This is a genomic window from Lentilactobacillus parakefiri (assembly GCF_002157585.1).
Lineage (GTDB): Bacteria > Bacillota > Bacilli > Lactobacillales > Lactobacillaceae > Lentilactobacillus > Lentilactobacillus parakefiri.
Window position 1 is genome coordinate 1 of sequence record NZ_BDGB01000066.1, and the last position, 16,364, is coordinate 16,364.

Here is a 16,364-nt window from a genome sequence, read left to right on the forward strand (position 1 = left end):
TTGTACATAGAGATTCACTCCTATCCTTGGGTTTTTGTCGATTTAAGAATAGCAGAGTTGAATTCTCTGTGCTACATAAAATGCAAAAAAGCCTCGGAAAAATTTCCGAAGCTTTTTTGCGTTAACTAGGACTTTTGTCCCAGCCTCTTTTGATTGTCCTCATGTTTATTTGGTTGTGGTTGGTGTGATGGTATCTGGTCGAAACGTGTTCCGTGGACCAAATGCTAACTTCTAAAGGCACTTCAATTCAAATCCCAAACCCGGGGATTTCAATCAAAGTGTCTTTAGAAATCGCATCTTCCGGCCCTTTTCTTCTCCGAAACGGGCTCCGCCTTACACTCCAGGGTCACATAGGTCTCGTCACACTTTGGTGCGTTTATTATGCTCTTTTGAGCTCCCCTATGCTTTGAAAATACGCTCCGACGACCCAGGACCCGGCCACATAAACGAAAGCTTCCAACGATGAACAAAAACCGTTCATCATTGGAAGCTTTCGCTTATGTTCTGGGTCCTAACCGGGTCTTGTCGCGCTCTAACTAGAACCATCTCTTCTTCTTTTCCGGTTTTGGTTCATTCTTGCGTTTCTTATCTTTATCTTTTTTATCGTGTTTTAAGAACTTATCACGTTTTTTATCTTCCGGATCCATTTCGGCAAACTTACCGAACATTGCATCCATGTCGTTTTGGCGATTGACCTTTAATGCCATTGAGATTCATCTCCTTACCCTTTTACGTCATAACTATAGCAAATCTTATCGCAAAAGTCACATTTGTTGGCCAATTTTCGCTTTCAAATGCATATATGTATTAATTATGCATAAAAACGACTTAATCAAGATTTTTCTTGCATAAAATATATTTTGGGTGTAATGTATTGGTTATTATAAATTTGGAAGAGGGAAACTTGATGAAGAAGAATCTTAAAGCAATTATTCAGATATTTATTATGATTGCCGCTGTATTTACTTTGACCACAGTCTTTTCAAACTCGGCAGCTGCCGCAGACACGTCACTGCAGCGGGTTAAAGAGCGTGGAGAACTCATTATGGTTACCAGCCCCGATTATCCGCCATACGAATTTCAAGTGAATAAAAATGGCAAGGATAAAATCGTGGGAATGGATATCGACGTTGCCAAAAAGGTTGCTAAGGATCTCCACGTTAAGTTGGTGATTAAAAGCATGAACTTTGACTCACTGCTGGTTGCGATTCAAACCGGCAAGGCAGATATGGCGATTGGGGGGATTAATCCAACCGCAGCTCGTCGTCAAAGTGTTGATTTTTCAAAGATCTACTATTCAGGCGGCCAGAGTTTCTTAATTAATTCCAGCGATGTCAATAAGTACAAAAGTGCCAAGAACTTAAAGGGAGCGACAATTGGTGCTCAAACAGGAACTTTGCAGTATGGTCTGGCAAAGAAAAAGATTCCTAATTCCACCGTTAAGGGGATGGATAAATCAACAGACTTGGTACTGGCACTCAAAACCCATAAGATCGATGCCCTGGGGATTGAAAAGCCCAGCGCAGAGGCCTATGTCAAAAATGATCCCAGTCTAAAAATGATTTCGTCGGGTTATCATTTGAACAAAAATGAAATCGGTGCTGCAATCGCCTTTAAGAAGGGTTCAGGGAGTTTAGTTGCAGCCGTCAACAAGAGTATCGACCAGATTAAAAAGCAGAATCTGACTGAACAGTATCTGGCTGGAGCCGGCAAGTATATGAAGGTCAATACGGTCAACACCTCAATGTTTCATTACTGGAAGTACTTTGCCAAAGGGGTTGAGTATACAATCCTGATATCGGTTGTTTCGACCTTCTTTGGGGTACTGATTGGCGTCATCCTCGCACTGATGCGTTTTTCCAAACAAAAATGGCTTCGAGGCCTGGCAATCAGTTATACGGAATTTATTCGAGGCACCCCGTTAATGGTTCAAGTTCTGTTTGTCTACTTTGGAATCGGGGTTGTCGTCAATATTCCAGCATTGATTTCCGGGATGATTGCCGTGTCGTTGAACAGTGGCGCCTACGTTGCTGAAATCATCCGGGGCGGGATCAATTCCGTCGCCAAAGGTCAGACAGAGGCGGCTGCCAGCTTAGGCTTGTCAAAGGGCGACTTGATGCGATTTGTCATTTTGCCGCAAGCTTTCAAGAACATCTGGCCGGCATTGGGAAATGAGTTTATCTCTCTGATTAAGGAAAGTTCAATTGTTTCGATTATTGGGGTTACCGATTTGATTTATCAGTTAAACATTGTTCGGGCAGATACGTACCGTGGGGTTATGCCGATCTTCGTAGCCATGCTGCTGTACTTTGTCATGACGTTTGCGTTGACCAGGGTTCTCAACCACTTTGAAGGGAAGATGAAACATGCAGGATAAAAAAATTCTTGAAGTCAATCATTTAAATAAAAAATTTGGTGACAATGAAATCCTCAAAGACATTAACGGGACCGTTAAATCTGGCGAAGTTATTTGTGTGATCGGGCCATCCGGAGCAGGTAAAAGCACCTTTTTACGTTGCCTGAATTTGTTGGAAAAGCCGACCTCTGGTGAAGTGAAGTTTGAAGGAACCGATCTGACTCATGTTAATGAAAAACAGCTGATCAACTTACGAGAACGCATGGGGATGGTCTTTCAAAGCTTTAATTTATTCCCCAACATGACGGTTATTGAAAATTTGAAGCTGGCACCAATTCGGGTCAAACACTTGAAGGATGACGAAGCTCAAAAGATTGCCATGCATCTGTTGGATCGCGTTGGATTAGCTGAAAAGGCCAATGCTTATCCAAGCAGTCTGTCAGGCGGTCAACAACAGCGAGTAGCAATTGCCCGGGCATTAGCCATGAATCCGGAAGTGATGTTATTTGACGAACCAACGAGTGCCCTGGATCCGGAAATGGTTGGTGAAGTGCTTGAAGTTATGAATGAGTTGGCCAAAGACGGCATGACAATGGTTGTTGTGACCCATGAAATGGGGTTCGCCAAAGAAGTTGCCGACGAAGTTTGGTTTATGGCTGACGGCTACATCCTGGAGCGAAATAAACCGGACGAGCTGTTTGACAATCCACAAAACGAGCGAGCCAAGGACTTTATCGGCAAGATTATTCAAAATGTTTAATGTACCTTTTTAAGGATTACAAAGATTGGTGAAATGAACCTAAATGGTTGGTTATCGCCGATCTTTTTCTTTACTTCAATTGCCTGGGGCTTTTCTGAAAGTAAAAAGAGGTTGATAGATGAAATTAGCCTCCAAATCTTGTAGAATTTATCGATACCAGATGGTTGTCAGAAAGGCTTGGATTTTTGGTGGGATACATTCTTTGATCACTATTCGCTCTAGTAAGTTCTGGGGCACTTCAGTTGAACCAAACATATATTCGGTGTATAATTTTTAGGTGAATATTATGAAAGGAGTGAGTTTTTTGGCAAGTGAATATATCGAACATAGGTTGGCATTATTGCCCGACATGCCTGGCTGTTACCTGATGAAGGATATCAACGGCAAGATTATTTATGTTGGAAAAGCCAAAAACTTAAAGAACCGGGTGCGTTCTTATTTTAAGAGCAGCCACGAAGGTAAAACCGCTCGGTTGGTCTCCGAAATTGCCGATTTTGAATACATTGTGGTTTCTAGCGATAAAGAAGCCTTCTTACTTGAAATTACTTTGATTCAAAAACACCGGCCGTATTTCAACATCAAATTAAAACAGGGAAATGGTGGCTATCCTTACATCAAGATTACCAATGAACGGGATCCCCAGATTAAAATCGTCAATACATTGCTGAAAGATGGCGGCTTTTATTTTGGACCGTATCCAAACGTCTATGCTGCGGAAGAGACAGTTAACTTTCTGCAGAAGGTGTACCCACTGCGTCGGTGCAATGGATTTCAGAACCGCCCATGCTTGTATTATCATATGGGGCAGTGTCTCGGGGCCTGTTTTAAAGTAGTGCCTGAAGAAACCTATGCCAAGCAAATCAAACGAATCAAGTCATTTCTGAATGGCAATGTTTCCCATGCCAAGCAGATGTTGACGACTAGAATGGAAAAAGCAGCCGCCAAAATGGAATATGAACGAGCTGCCGAAATTCGTGATCTTATTAAGTACATTGAGATTACGGTTGAAAAGCAAAAAATTATTTCAACTGATAATACCCCCCGCGATATTTTTAATTACTATATGGATAAAGGCTGGTTATCGATTCAGGTCTTCTTCATCCGTCAGTCGCGGCTGATGAAGCGTGAGAAGCGTCTTTTTCCCATTATCGATGATCCGGAAGAAGAAATGGTCAGTTTTATCTCTCAATTTTATAAGCAGAAGAATCAGATTTTGCCTAGGGAAATTCTGGTGCCAAAATCACTGCCGACAGATGTCATCGCCCGCGTTGTTGAAGATGTTCCCGTTAGAACCCCTCAGAGAGGCCAGAAGCGCGATCTCTTGGAGATGGCGGGTAAGAATGCCCAGATGGTCTTAGAAGAGAAATTTCGACTGTTGGAGCTTGATGAGAGCAAGACCACAGGCGCCATGAAAGAACTAACCGATGCCATGGGAATTGCCCCTGGGCATAAAGTTGAAGCTTTTGATCATTCGCACATTCAAGGAGCTGATCTGGTTTCAGCAATGGTTGTGTTTGTCGACGGTCAGCCCAACAAGAACCTTTATCGAAAATATAAATTAAAGACCGTCGATCATGCGGATGAAGCTGCCAGCACTAAGGAAGTCATCAGGCGTCGGTATACCCGCCTGCTTAAGGAACACGCTGAGATGCCCGATTTGATTTTGATGGATGGCGGTGTGATTCAGATGAATGCCGTCAAGGATGTCTTGGTCAATGAACTCGGATTGACGATTCCGGTTGGTGGGATGGTTAAGAATACGCACCACCAAACGGCTGATTTGCTGTTTGGCAATAACGACACGCCACTGCAACTGGATCCAAAAAGTCAGGGCTTTTATCTGCTCCAACGGATTCAAGATGAGGTCCACCGATTCGCGATCACCTATCATCATAAAGTTCATACCAAGAATTCATTGAGTTCCAGGTTGGATTCAATTACTGGCGTCGGTCCTAAGACCCGTAATAAATTGCTCCGTAAATTCGGATCACTCAGAAAAATTTCAAATGCCCCGATTGAAGACATCCGTAAACTGGGAATTTCGGAGACGGTGGCACAAACAATTAAATTCTCGTTAAGCAAAATTGACGAGGAGCGAAAAGTCACAAATTATCAGGATAAAAAGCTCACGCATTAAATTGATTAGGAAGGGCTTTCTTTTTAAGATTGTTTTGACCTGATGTATGAAACTCGGTATACTGCTAGAGTATTGAACACGTAACTAACGAATTGGGATTAATTTAGAATTAATTAAAATGGTGATAAGATGTTTGTTGATCAAGTAAAGATTAATGTAAAAGCTGGAAACGGCGGAAACGGCATGGTTGCCTTCCGACGGGAAAAGTATGTTCCAAATGGCGGTCCTGCCGGCGGAGATGGCGGGCGTGGTGGAAACGTCATTTTTAAGGTGGACTCTGGTATGAATACCTTAATGGATTTCCGATACCACCGAAAGTTTAAGGCCAAGAATGGCGGAAACGGTGCCAACAAGTCTATGACGGGGCGTAGTGCAACAGATTTGGTCATTCCCGTCCCTGAAGGAACCACGGTCACCAATACTGATACAGGTGAAGTGATTGGTGACCTGGTTACACCGGGCCAAGAACTGATTGTCGCCAAGGCTGGCCGTGGCGGGCGTGGAAACATTCATTTTGCCAGTCCAACCAATCCTGCTCCAGAGATTGCTGAAAATGGGGAACCTGGTCAAGAAGTATCATTGAGCCTTGAGCTAAAGGTGTTGGCAGATGTTGGGCTGGTCGGATTTCCGTCCTCTGGCAAATCGACATTACTATCGGTTATTACTAGTGCCAAACCAAAAATTGCCGGGTATCATTTTACAACTTTGGTTCCCAACCTTGGCATGGTCAGGTTAGATGATGGCCGTGATTTTGCAGTGGCTGATTTACCAGGATTAGTCGAAGGCGCTTCAAACGGTGTTGGGCTGGGATTTCAGTTCTTACGACACGTCGAGCGAACCAGAGTCATTCTTCATTTAGTCGATATGTCTGGACTTGAAGGTCGTGATCCATTCGAGGATTATTTAGCAATCAATAAAGAGCTCGAACAATATGATGAGCGCATTTTGAAGCGACCACAGATTATTGTGGCTACCAAGATGGACTTACCTGATTCTTCGGATAACCTTCAGACGTTTAAGCACCAGTTGGCTGAACATGTCAATGTCGATCACGCACGGGAGATCTTTCCAATTTCATCAGTAACTCATACAGGATTAACTGAATTGGTTAGACGAACCGCAGACTTGCTTGATACAACCAAACTTTCAGACATGGAACAAGTCGGTGATAAGACTAAGGAATATGACTACAAGCCAGCTGAGACAAGTGATTTCCATATTGAATATGATAAAGAATATGAGTCATGGGTCATTTCTGGCGATAAGATTGAGAAGTTATTTAAGATGACAGATACTGAACATGATCAGAGTATGCTAAGATTTGCTCGACAGATGCATGGCATGGGAATTGATGCTGCTTTGCAAAAAGCGGGCGCCAAAGATGGGGACACAGTGACCATCCTAGATTTTTCATTCACATATGTTGAATAAGTTGTTTGGGGAAAAAATTCATATAGGGTAGGGAATATTCAAATGCAACAGGTTCAAACTAAAAAACAAGGCAAACGACTCAAAAACAGTCGTTATATATCCGGTTTTGATGGCATCAGGGCGCTGGCAGTAGTTGGCGTTATCATCTACCACTTGCTGCCGTATAAATTACAAGGGGGCTACCTGGGGGTTCCAACGTTCTTTGTGGTATCTGGCTATTTGATTACCGATCTTTTATTGCAGGAATGGGAACAGAACGGCCGAATCGATTTCTGGGGATTCTATGCACGTCGTCTCAAGCGGCTCTACCCTGCTCTAGTGTTCATGCTGGTGGGAACCGGCACGTACATAACACTGTTCCAACGCTCTTTATTAACAAATCTTCGTTCAATTATTACGACCAATCTCCTTTATGTGTACAATTGGTGGGAAGTTGGCCATGGCCAAAGCTACTTTGACCGGTTTAACGGTGAATCGCCGTTTACCCATCTGTGGTCGTTGTCAATTGAAGGCCAATACTACTTAATTTGGCCGTTAATCCTAACCGCAATGGTTCTAATTATCCGTAAACGCCGTACGATTGCCAATATTTTGCTGGTGCTGGCAATTGGGTCTGGTATTTTGATGGGATTTTTATATACTGGTCCGGATACGCTGAACCGGGTATATTACGGAACTGACACGCGGATGTTTTCCATTGTCTTTGGGGCTTTGCTGGCTGTCATCTGGCCATCAACCCACCTTAAGAAGAACATTACCACTCGATCACGCTGGGCACTCAATATTGTTGGATTGGTGTCGCTTGCAATCATTGCTTATTTGTATTTTGAACTCTCAGGCCAAAATACATTTACTTATCGCGGTGGGATGTTCATTATGGCGATCGCTTCCACGACGTTGATTGCCGCTTGTGCTCATCCCGGAGCAGATGTGAACGGATGGTTGACCAATCCGGTGTTTAGATGGATGGGAACTAGAAGCTACGGGATTTATCTTTATCAATTTCCAGTCATGATCTTTTATGAGATTAAAGTTCAAAACATTGCGGATCATCCATTGATGAATGCAACAATTGAAATTGCGCTCATTATGATTATTAGTGAGTTGTCATATCGCTATATTGAAGCGCCGTTAAGACATTATAAGTACAAAAATTTGGGCCGATCGATTTACGAATTTTTTCAGCCGAATTCCGATTATGGGTGGAAACGGCTATGGTTAATTCCGGCAATGTTGTTGATCGGAATTTCTGTATACGGAAGTGCAATTTCACCAACTAAAGACGCTAAAAATGTGTTGGAAGAAAATATTTCTAAAAATGAGAAGACGGCCAATGCGAACAATAAGGCAGCATTAGCCAAACAGAAAAAGGCTTCCAAACTTACCGCCAATCAAAAGCGGATGAAGAAACTTCTGAAAAAAAAGTTGACCGTTAAGCAGTATAAAATCGCAAAGCATTATGGCCTGAATAAACGTCAGTATCTGACAGTCTATCAACAGCCATTAACGGCCATTGGCGACTCGATTTTGGCTGATAACAGTCATGATTTGCAGAATGTCTTTCAAAATGCATATGTTTCCGCTGCCGTTGGTCGACAAATTTGGCAGGCTGGCCAAGTTCTGACCCAAATGAAGAAGAAAAATGAGTTAGCACCCAACATTTTAATTAATTTGGGAACCAACTCACCAATGACTTCAGCACAAATTAATTCAGTTATCAAATCCATTGGACCTAAGCACCAGATTTTCTGGGTGACGACCCATGTGCCTACCAGAAACTGGGAGACAGAGGTTAACCACACTATTCGAGCTGCAGCTAAGCGTCATAAGAATATGCACCTGATTGATTGGCATGGTTACAGTTTGAATCGGCGGGACTGGTTCTGGAACGACAATGTTCATCCAAACCCTAAGGGGAATATTTACTACACTCATTTAATTGCGACATCAATTAGCGATTTTTATAGTAAAAAATAAAAGTTTGAAGTCATTCAGCTCATTAGCTGGAGTGACTTCAAACTTTTTTGTTCGCTCATCTTAAATCAATCGTCAAGGTAGAATCCGGTGAGGCGGCCACTTTCTTCTGGTTCATCGTGTAAATGGCACCAAACTGAATGGTGAGCTTTGTTGCCGGATGACTGGCATAATTATGGAGATATCCAGTCATTGCAAAGCTGACAGCGCGATTAGCACCAACTTTATTACCCGCAGATGAATCGGTTAATTGATTGGTCGTCGTTAACATCTGGTCTTGATCTGTTTTGACGTAATCGACGCCATTTAGGACAATTTTGAAGTGATGATGATTAGTAACGGTGTAATTTAAGACAAAAGTGTAATAAGTGTCGGGAATATTGCGAAGATTGAGGACCTGTTCGGCCGCTTCTTTAGCCTGTGGCGTCTTGGCAGTGTTCTTGATCACCCTGACTTGGTTGACCTTATAAGTTAATTGATCCGCCTTAATATCAACTGGTTTGGTGGACACGTCAGCTAATTGCTGCCGCGTTCCAAAACGGTCAAACGTGAATTGTTGTTTTGTACTCAAATCACCATTTTTGACATAATCAGCATTTTTTTGGACTGATTTAGGCACTTTATATTGATAATTTGACCATGATGAGCTCGAGCTCGAACTGGTCGACGAGCTGGTGGAACTATTCGACATATCAGCGCTCAATGATTTCTTCTCGTTTGATTGATTGCTTTTGTTGCCACCGCAGCCGGCTAATACCACTGTCAGGATGGCAATTATAATGAATAAGGATCCTTTTACTTTCATAGCTTTATCCCCTAGTAAAAAACAATTGATTTATTAACAATTCTAAACCCAAATATCAATTGGTGGTCGTTTGAAGTCCTCAAATCGGTTTTGAGGGCGAGTTGCTTGGTTCTGGTCATGAACTGATCCAAGGTTATTGTAGCAAATCCACCATGAGATGGGCTGGATTTCCCTAACAATAACGAATTTTTATCAATTAATAGTTGATTGATCGGCAGAAAATGTTGTCCCTCTGAAATTAACAAGGTTAACTTGGGGTTCAATGTGCCGCTGGCCTGAAAAAACTCATCCAAATTCATCGCTCCCATTCCCTTCTAATGATTATTTTAACGGATTTATGATACAATTGAAAAGTGATTTTAAGCGGTTGGCCGCTGTCAGTCGCTCTAACTCGATTTTAAAAATAAGGAAACGATAATAATGCAAATTGAATTTTTAGGTACTGGGGCCGGGTCTCCAGGCAAATTTCGCAACGTGTCAAGCTTGGCACTACGGTTACTTGACGAAATTAACTCGGTGTGGTTATTTGATGTCGGCGAAGGAACTCAGCACCAGATTCTTCGCTCAACAATTCGCCCCCGCAAGATTGAAAAAATCTTTATCAGCCACTTGCATGGTGATCATATTTTTGGCTTACCAGGTTTGTTAAGCAGCCGTTCATTCCAAGGCGGTGACACCCCGTTGGATATTTATGGACCCAAGGGGATTAAAGAATATGTCAACGTGAGTTTAAAAATTTCTGAAAGCCGACTGTCGTACAAAATCAATTTCCATGAATTACCCAAAGACACGGACGGCAAAATATTTGAAGGAAAGAAGTTTACCGTATACGCGGCACCGCTGGATCATCGCATTACAAGCTTTGGGTATCGAGTCGTCGAACATGACCACCCAGGTGAGCTAATGGTCGATAAGTTGACGAAGCTACATATTCCATCAGGACCGGTTTATGGCAAACTAAAAATGGGACAGACTGTTAAACTTTCGGACGACCGAATTATTGACGGCAAGGAAATGATCGGGCATGCGCAGCCGGGGCGAATCGTCACAATTATTGGGGATACCCGCAAAACGGTTAATGCCGTTAAATTGGCCGATCACGCGGATGCATTAGTCCACGAGAGTACTTTTGGCAAGGGTGAAAATAAGCTTGCCAAGAATTATTTTCATTCCACTAATATGCAGGCTGCCCAAATTGCCAAGCAAGCCGGTGCAAAGATGCTCTTATTGAATCACATTTCTGCTCGCTACACTGGTAAAATGGCTCATGAACTTGAAAAGCAAGCACAAACCGTTTTTTCTAATACGAAAGTTGTGAAGGATTTTGATGTTGTTGACATCCCGTTTGAGAAGAATTAACGGATCATTTATGGGGGGATCATTTTGAAAAAACAAGTTAGCACCATTGTCAGTATTATATTAATTATTGTTATTGCCGTTTTTGCACTGATGAATTTTGAATCGGTTGAGGTCAATTTTGGTTTCGCATCATTTCAGGTTCCACTGGTACTCTTGATTTTAATTTGTCTCTTAATTGGCGCCCTGATTATCTTTTTGTTCTCATCAACTCAAAATGTCAAAAAGAATCGTCAGTACAAGCAACTTGAATCTGAAAAGCAGCAACAACAAGCTGCCTTAAATGCCCAAATTGATGAGCTCAATAATAACCTCAAAGTATTAGAGACCCGTTTGAAAAATTCAACAGGCAAACAGGAAATTGGTAGTCGGGATCAGCAAATTACTGATTTACAGGACGAGATTGCCAAATTAACCGAGAAATTGTCATCTCAAAAGTGAGGTACCGTGTTTTAATGATTGATTCCAAGTATAAATGGCAACTTGAAAAGCCTGCCGATTCAACCCTCGTTGAGCGGTTGGTCAAGGATGCCAATATTGACCCGTTTATCGCCAGCATGTTGGTCCAACGGGGGATTACCAGCGCTGAATCAGCGGAAGATTTCTTGAACCCCGCTGTCAGTGCTTTTCATGACCCGTTTTTGATGCACGATATGTCCAAGGGAATTGAACGAATCCAAACAGCGGTTGAAAGCGGTGAGCACATCACCGTATATGGTGATTATGATGCGGATGGGATTACCAGCACAACGATGATGTATGAAACACTGAGTGACCTTGGTGCCGACGTGGATTATTATATCCCCAACCGGTTTACGGAAGGATACGGGCCGAACGTTGAGGCCTTTCAGAAGGTCATTCAAAAGGGGACAACGCTGATTGTCACCGTTGACAATGGTGTTGCCGGCAACGAAGCGATTGCTGCGGCAAATAGTCTGCATTGTGATGTTGTGGTGACTGATCACCATTCTCTTCCTGAAAAGTTACCCGATGCATATGCCATTATTCACCCCCGGGTTAAAAACGATGATGGGGATGCCTATCCGTTTGGTGATCTTTGCGGTGCCGGAGTTGCTTTTAAAGTTGCCCAAGCATTAATGGATGAAGTGCCATCGGATTTGATCGATATTGCTGCCATTGGGACGGTCGCTGACATTGTGTCATTACGCGATGAAAATCGGGCAATTGTCAAATTTGGTGTGCAGGCAATTTCGAATAGCCAGCGTCCGGGGCTACTGGCATTGATTAAAGAAGCCGGGATTGACCTTGGACGATTTAGTGAGGAAGACATTGGCTTTGGGATTGCTCCCCGGCTGAATTCACTTGGTCGGATTAAAGATGCTATGGTCGGCGTTGAACTATTATCGACATTTGATGAAGAACGTGCAGAATCGTTAGCCAAGTTTGCCAACCAACAGAATGATTTGCGTAAGTCACTAGTGGATCAATTCTTTACCGAAGCCGTTCAGTCGGTTGAAGATAGTGGTGACAGTTCTCCGCGTCGTACCCTGGTTGTCGTTGGTCACAACTGGCACCAAGGCGTTTTGGGAATCGTTGCCAGTAGACTGGTTGATAAATACCAGCGGCCGACAATTGTGATGACTGACACTGACGGCAGTAATGACCTTAAAGGATCGGGCCGCAGTGTCGATCATTTTGATTTGTTCAAAGCAATTGATCCAATCCGCGACCAAACAGTTGGCTTTGGTGGCCACCATTCAGCAGTTGGATTAACCATCAACAAAAATAAGGTAGCTTTATTGAGGGACCAGTTGGAGAAGGCTGCAGAAGAGCAACAACTGGACTTATCGGCTAAAACGCCATTAAATATTGCGGGTGTTATGCCAGTATCTAAGATTACAACGGATTTATGTGAAAAGATTAAGACCTTGGCGCCATTCGGCCAGGACAATCCAAAGCCCGTTTTCCAGATCCAATTTGATCAGCTTGCAAACGTGAAAGTGATGGGTAAAGCTAACGATCACTTGAAATTTTCACTCGTTCAAGGTAACAATCGGCTGACTGCAATTGCGTTTGGTAGGGGGAGTGCTGCTTCAGTGTTGCAAAATCCTCAAACGACCATTCAGGTGGTTGGCGAAATTGGGGAGAACACTTGGAACAACCGGACGACCCTTCAATTGATGGTCGATGACTTGAATCAGACGCTGCCCCCAGTTCTTGATGAACGGACGCGTGAGCTGCACCGACAGATGTTTGCTCACGCTGGTGTTTATGTTTTCTTTCATGAAAGAGTCTTCAAACAGCTTCAGGGGTACGTGGATAACCAATCTCAAGCGATGATGTACGACCAGATTACTGGCGCATCGGTTAATGGCGAACGCTTGTATATCGTTGACTGCCCAGACGTAATCGATGATTTGGTTAAGCTGTTAGCCAAGGTTCAGCCACAAACGACGGTCCTCTATCTGTATAAAAAGCAACTGCTCTCCAAAATAGGGATGCCAGATCGGAATTCTTATGCTAAACTGTTTAGGTTCGTTAAAGAACATTCAAACATTAATATTGCAACGCAGTTAAAACAAATTTCGAAGCACCTGCACATTTCTGCACGGACAATTATTTTTATGGTTCAAGTCTTTTTGGAGTTGGATTTCATTACCATTCAAAATCGGGTGGTTAATTTGAACCCCAATTACGCTGCCCGTGATTTGAAATCAGCTCCAAGTTACCATCTCCGAGTTGAACAACTGGCTGCTGAAAAGAAATTGTTGGTTTCAAATACTCATGAATTGGTCAGCTTCGTTAAAGACTGTTTGGGTGTTTGATGAAAGGAAGAAAGAATATGCCAATCGATTTTTCAAAATATATTGCCTCATATCCGGACTTTCCGGAACCTGGGATCTTATTTAGAGATATTTCCCCTTTACTTGAAAATGGTGAAGTCTACCGTGCAGCAACTGACAAGATTGTTGATTTTGCTAAGGAGCGGAATGTTCAGATGATTGTCGGCCCCGAGGCTAGAGGATTCATTGTCGGCTGTCCGGTTGCGTACAAACTGGGTGTTGGTTTCTCGCCAGCCCGGAAGAAGAATAAGCTGCCAGGAGAAACAATCGAAGAAAGTTACGGTTTGGAGTATGGTAAATCGTCACTTTACTTAAGAACCAACGCTGTTCAGCCGGGTCAGCGGGTCTTAGTGACCGATGATTTGTTAGCAACTGGCGGAACGATTGATGCAACTATTCGTTTGGTAGAAAAATTAGGTGGAATCGTTGTTGGAACAGCATTTTTGATTGAGTTGTCAGATTTTAAGGGCCGCGAAAAAGTTAAAGACTATGATTTCTTCACACTACTTAAATATTAAACCAAGTTCATTACCACTGGATTGTCAGTGGCAATGAACTTTTTTATTGTAATTGGATAGTGGATAAAAAAAGCATCTCAGCGGAAAAACGCTGAGATGCTTACTGTCATATAAGGTGAGTACAGGATTTGAACCTGCGCGCCGGTATTAGCCGGTTCGCCGGATTTCGAGTCCGGTGCATTACCACTCTGCCAACTCACCACAACAGATTTAATTATATCAAGAGTTGTTCTGAAAGTAAATTACTGTCTACTTCGAAGAGACAAATTTTGTTTTAACATAGCCAATAACCGCTGGAATGAGGGAGATCGCAACGATGCCGATGATAACCATTGAGAAATTTTCTTTGACAACGGGGATGTTGCCGAAGTAATAACCGGCGCCACAGCAGATTGCGACCCAAGAAACACATGCAATTAGATTGTATTTAATGAAGCGTTTGTAGGGAAAATCACTCGTGGCGGCAACAAATGGGATCAGTGTTCGGATGATTGGAATGAATCGGCCGAAGAAGATAGCCATTGCCCCATACTTATCGAAGAATTCTCGCGCTTTTGCCAAATCCTTTTCTTTAATGAATTTTCCAAGGATTCGATTTCGTGGAATGATTTCACCAAATTTATTTCCAAAGAAGAAGTTAAGTGAATCACCACCAATTGACGCAACCAGAAAGATGATTACAAACAGGCCAATGTTTAGACCATAGTTCACGTTGGCAGATAGTGCTGCCGCGGCGAATAGTAGCGAGTCACCTGGAAGAAATGGGAAGATAACTGTACCGGTCTCGATAAAGATGACGGCAAAGAGAATGAGGTAAGTGGAACTCCCGAATGTATTCACGATATTTATTAAGTGATCGTCGATGTGTAAGATAAAATCAATGAGCGTGCTCAAGTAATCATTCCTTTCCAAAATTTATAACTGATTTTACCAAATTCAAGGATTAGGTGGCCAATTATTACCTGTCCTTTAACAAAAAATAAGTTTTGTTGTTAAATCAATTGATCCACGATACAATTGTTACAGATTACAGATAGGATGATTATTATGGGCTTTAAGGTAGGCATGAGTGTTAATGGAGTCGTAACCGGTATTCAGCCCTATGGCGTGTTTTTAGATATTGGTGAACATACGCAGGGGTTAATTCATATTTCTGAGTGTCGCACTGGCTTCGTTGACAATCTTAATGAGATCTTTCGGGTTGGGGAAACTGTTACTGCGCTCATCATTGATATTGATGAATATTCTGGCAAAATTAGTCTTTCTACCCGCAGTAGTGAGGTCAATCCTGAGATCCTTCGCCGGCCCAAGAGTTTTCGACCAGCGAGGGTCCGTTATTGGACTAATTATCGTTTGAATATCGGTTTTAAGCCTCTTGCCAGAGCAAAAGCCGATTGGATGAAGGATGCCCAGAACTTTTTTAGATAGTTTGGAAGAAAGTCCTTGACCCGGGTTTCACAAATTGGTAGAATATTTTCTGTTGTCAAATATCCATTTGATCGGCTAGTGTTAATTAACTTTTGAAATTCGAACAAAAATCACTTGATTTCAAAACGGATATCTGATAATATTAAATAGTTGTCAAAAGCGAGCAACAAGCGCTTCCGACAACTAAGTAGACCTTTGAAAACTGAACAAAATTTTCGACAAACAAATGTGCAGGGCGTTTCAATTTTTCGGAATTGAAACCAAACATTTGCGAAGTCAATTCGTAAAACAAATAATAAATTTTAAATCATGAGCTATCACAGGCTTATCATTTTAAACACTTTAAGATGAGAGTTTGATCCTGGCTCAGGACGAACGCTGGCGGCGTGCCTAATACATGCAAGTCGAACGCGTCTTGGTTAAAGATTTTAGGTGCTTGCACTTGAAAGATTTGACATTGAGACGAGTGGCGAACTGGTGAGTAACACGTGGGTAACCTGCCCTTGAAGTAGGGGATAACACTTGGAAACAGGTGCTAATACCGTATAACAACCAAAACCACCTGGTTTTGGTTTAAAAGACGGCTTCGGCTGTCACTTTAGGATGGACCCGCGGCGTATTAGCTTGTTGGTAAGGTAACGGCCTACCAAGGCGATGATACGTAGCCGACCTGAGAGGGTAATCGGCCACATTGGGACTGAGACACGGCCCAAACTCCTACGGGAGGCAGCAGTAGGGAATCTTCCACAATGGACGAAAGTCTGATGGAGCAACGCCGCGTGAGTGATGAAGGGT

General features: G+C 42.7%; 14 protein-coding genes, 1 tRNA gene and 1 rRNA gene. 11 read left to right on the top strand and 5 right to left on the bottom strand.

Annotated features, from left to right (window positions below; translation table 11 throughout):
• Positions 1 to 536 precede the first annotated feature (536 nt).
• Positions 537 to 707, bottom strand: a complete 171-nt coding sequence (locus LPKJCM_RS13195; RefSeq protein ID WP_165758583.1) for an SPJ_0845 family protein — start codon at positions 705 to 707, stop codon at positions 537 to 539.
• Positions 708 to 907: 200 nt separating this feature from the next.
• On the opposite strand from LPKJCM_RS13195, the gene LPKJCM_RS07225 reads away from it, so the two are divergent.
• The 5 genes from LPKJCM_RS07225 to LPKJCM_RS07245 all read left to right on the top strand — a co-directional run bounded on the left by LPKJCM_RS07225 (position 908) and on the right by LPKJCM_RS07245 (position 8,661).
• Positions 908 to 2,377 carry an ABC transporter substrate-binding protein/permease gene (locus tag LPKJCM_RS07225; RefSeq protein WP_057961349.1) on the top strand — a complete coding sequence of 490 codons (1,470 nt, stop codon included), beginning with the start codon at positions 908 to 910 and terminating at the stop codon, positions 2,375 to 2,377.
• Positions 2,367 to 3,116, top strand: coding sequence for an amino acid ABC transporter ATP-binding protein (locus LPKJCM_RS07230; protein WP_057961348.1), 750 nt, complete (start codon positions 2,367 to 2,369; stop codon positions 3,114 to 3,116). Before LPKJCM_RS07225 ends, LPKJCM_RS07230 begins: the two co-directional genes overlap by 11 nt.
• A 304-nt stretch (positions 3,117 to 3,420) precedes the next feature.
• Positions 3,421 to 5,253 carry an excinuclease ABC subunit UvrC gene (gene uvrC, locus LPKJCM_RS07235; protein ID WP_057961347.1) on the top strand — a complete coding sequence of 611 codons (1,833 nt, stop codon included), beginning with the start codon at positions 3,421 to 3,423 and terminating at the stop codon, positions 5,251 to 5,253.
• Positions 5,254 to 5,382: 129 nt separating this feature from the next.
• The gene (gene obgE, locus LPKJCM_RS07240) at positions 5,383 to 6,684 is read left to right on the top strand and encodes a GTPase ObgE (protein ID WP_057961346.1); all 1,302 of its coding nucleotides are present in this window, start codon (positions 5,383 to 5,385) and stop codon (positions 6,682 to 6,684) included.
• A gap of 42 nt (positions 6,685 to 6,726) precedes the next feature.
• Complete coding sequence (locus LPKJCM_RS07245; RefSeq protein ID WP_057961345.1) at positions 6,727 to 8,661, top strand: acyltransferase family protein; 1,935 nt, start codon at positions 6,727 to 6,729, stop codon at positions 8,659 to 8,661.
• Positions 8,662 to 8,716: 55 nt separating this feature from the next.
• On the opposite strand, the gene LPKJCM_RS07250 is transcribed toward LPKJCM_RS07245, so the two are convergent.
• A complete protein-coding gene (locus tag LPKJCM_RS07250) occupies positions 8,717 to 9,463 on the bottom strand; it encodes a hypothetical protein (RefSeq protein WP_057961344.1) in 747 nt (248 codons plus the stop codon).
• 11 nt (positions 9,464 to 9,474) lie between these two features.
• Entirely contained in the window at positions 9,475 to 9,762 is a 288-nt protein-coding gene (locus LPKJCM_RS07255) for a hypothetical protein (RefSeq protein WP_057961343.1), read from the bottom strand.
• 121 nt (positions 9,763 to 9,883) lie between these two features.
• Between LPKJCM_RS07255 and rnz the strand changes: the two genes are divergently transcribed.
• Genes rnz through LPKJCM_RS07275 form a run of 4 tightly spaced genes read left to right on the top strand, consistent with a single transcriptional unit; the run spans position 9,884 to position 14,141 of the window.
• Positions 9,884 to 10,822, top strand: a complete 939-nt coding sequence (gene rnz / locus LPKJCM_RS07260; RefSeq protein WP_174659020.1) for a ribonuclease Z — start codon at positions 9,884 to 9,886, stop codon at positions 10,820 to 10,822.
• Between the two features lie 24 nt (positions 10,823 to 10,846).
• Positions 10,847 to 11,260, top strand: coding sequence for a lipopolysaccharide assembly protein LapA domain-containing protein (locus LPKJCM_RS07265; RefSeq protein WP_057961341.1), 414 nt, complete (start codon positions 10,847 to 10,849; stop codon positions 11,258 to 11,260).
• A gap of 14 nt (positions 11,261 to 11,274) precedes the next feature.
• A complete protein-coding gene (gene recJ / locus LPKJCM_RS07270) occupies positions 11,275 to 13,605 on the top strand; it encodes a single-stranded-DNA-specific exonuclease RecJ (protein ID WP_057961340.1) in 2,331 nt (776 codons plus the stop codon).
• Between the two features lie 17 nt (positions 13,606 to 13,622).
• Entirely contained in the window at positions 13,623 to 14,141 is a 519-nt protein-coding gene (locus LPKJCM_RS07275) for an adenine phosphoribosyltransferase (RefSeq protein WP_305775280.1), read from the top strand.
• A 113-nt stretch (positions 14,142 to 14,254) separates the two neighbouring features.
• On the opposite strand, the gene LPKJCM_RS07280 is transcribed toward LPKJCM_RS07275, so the two are convergent.
• Both LPKJCM_RS07280 and LPKJCM_RS07285 read right to left on the bottom strand, forming a co-directional pair.
• Positions 14,255 to 14,342 (bottom strand) — tRNA-Ser (locus tag LPKJCM_RS07280).
• Positions 14,343 to 14,390: 48 nt separating this feature from the next.
• Positions 14,391 to 15,035, bottom strand: a complete 645-nt coding sequence (locus LPKJCM_RS07285) for a VTT domain-containing protein (RefSeq protein ID WP_057961338.1) — start codon at positions 15,033 to 15,035, stop codon at positions 14,391 to 14,393.
• A 153-nt stretch (positions 15,036 to 15,188) separates the two neighbouring features.
• Here LPKJCM_RS07285 and LPKJCM_RS07290 point away from each other — a divergent pair, with 153 nt between their 5' ends.
• Positions 15,189 to 15,569 (top strand): CvfD/Ygs/GSP13 family RNA-binding post-transcriptional regulator, encoded by a 381-nt coding sequence (locus tag LPKJCM_RS07290; RefSeq protein WP_057961337.1) that lies wholly within the window; start codon positions 15,189 to 15,191, stop codon positions 15,567 to 15,569.
• Between the two features lie 343 nt (positions 15,570 to 15,912).
• Positions 15,913 to 16,364, top strand: a 16S ribosomal RNA gene (locus tag LPKJCM_RS07295); the annotation flags it as partial.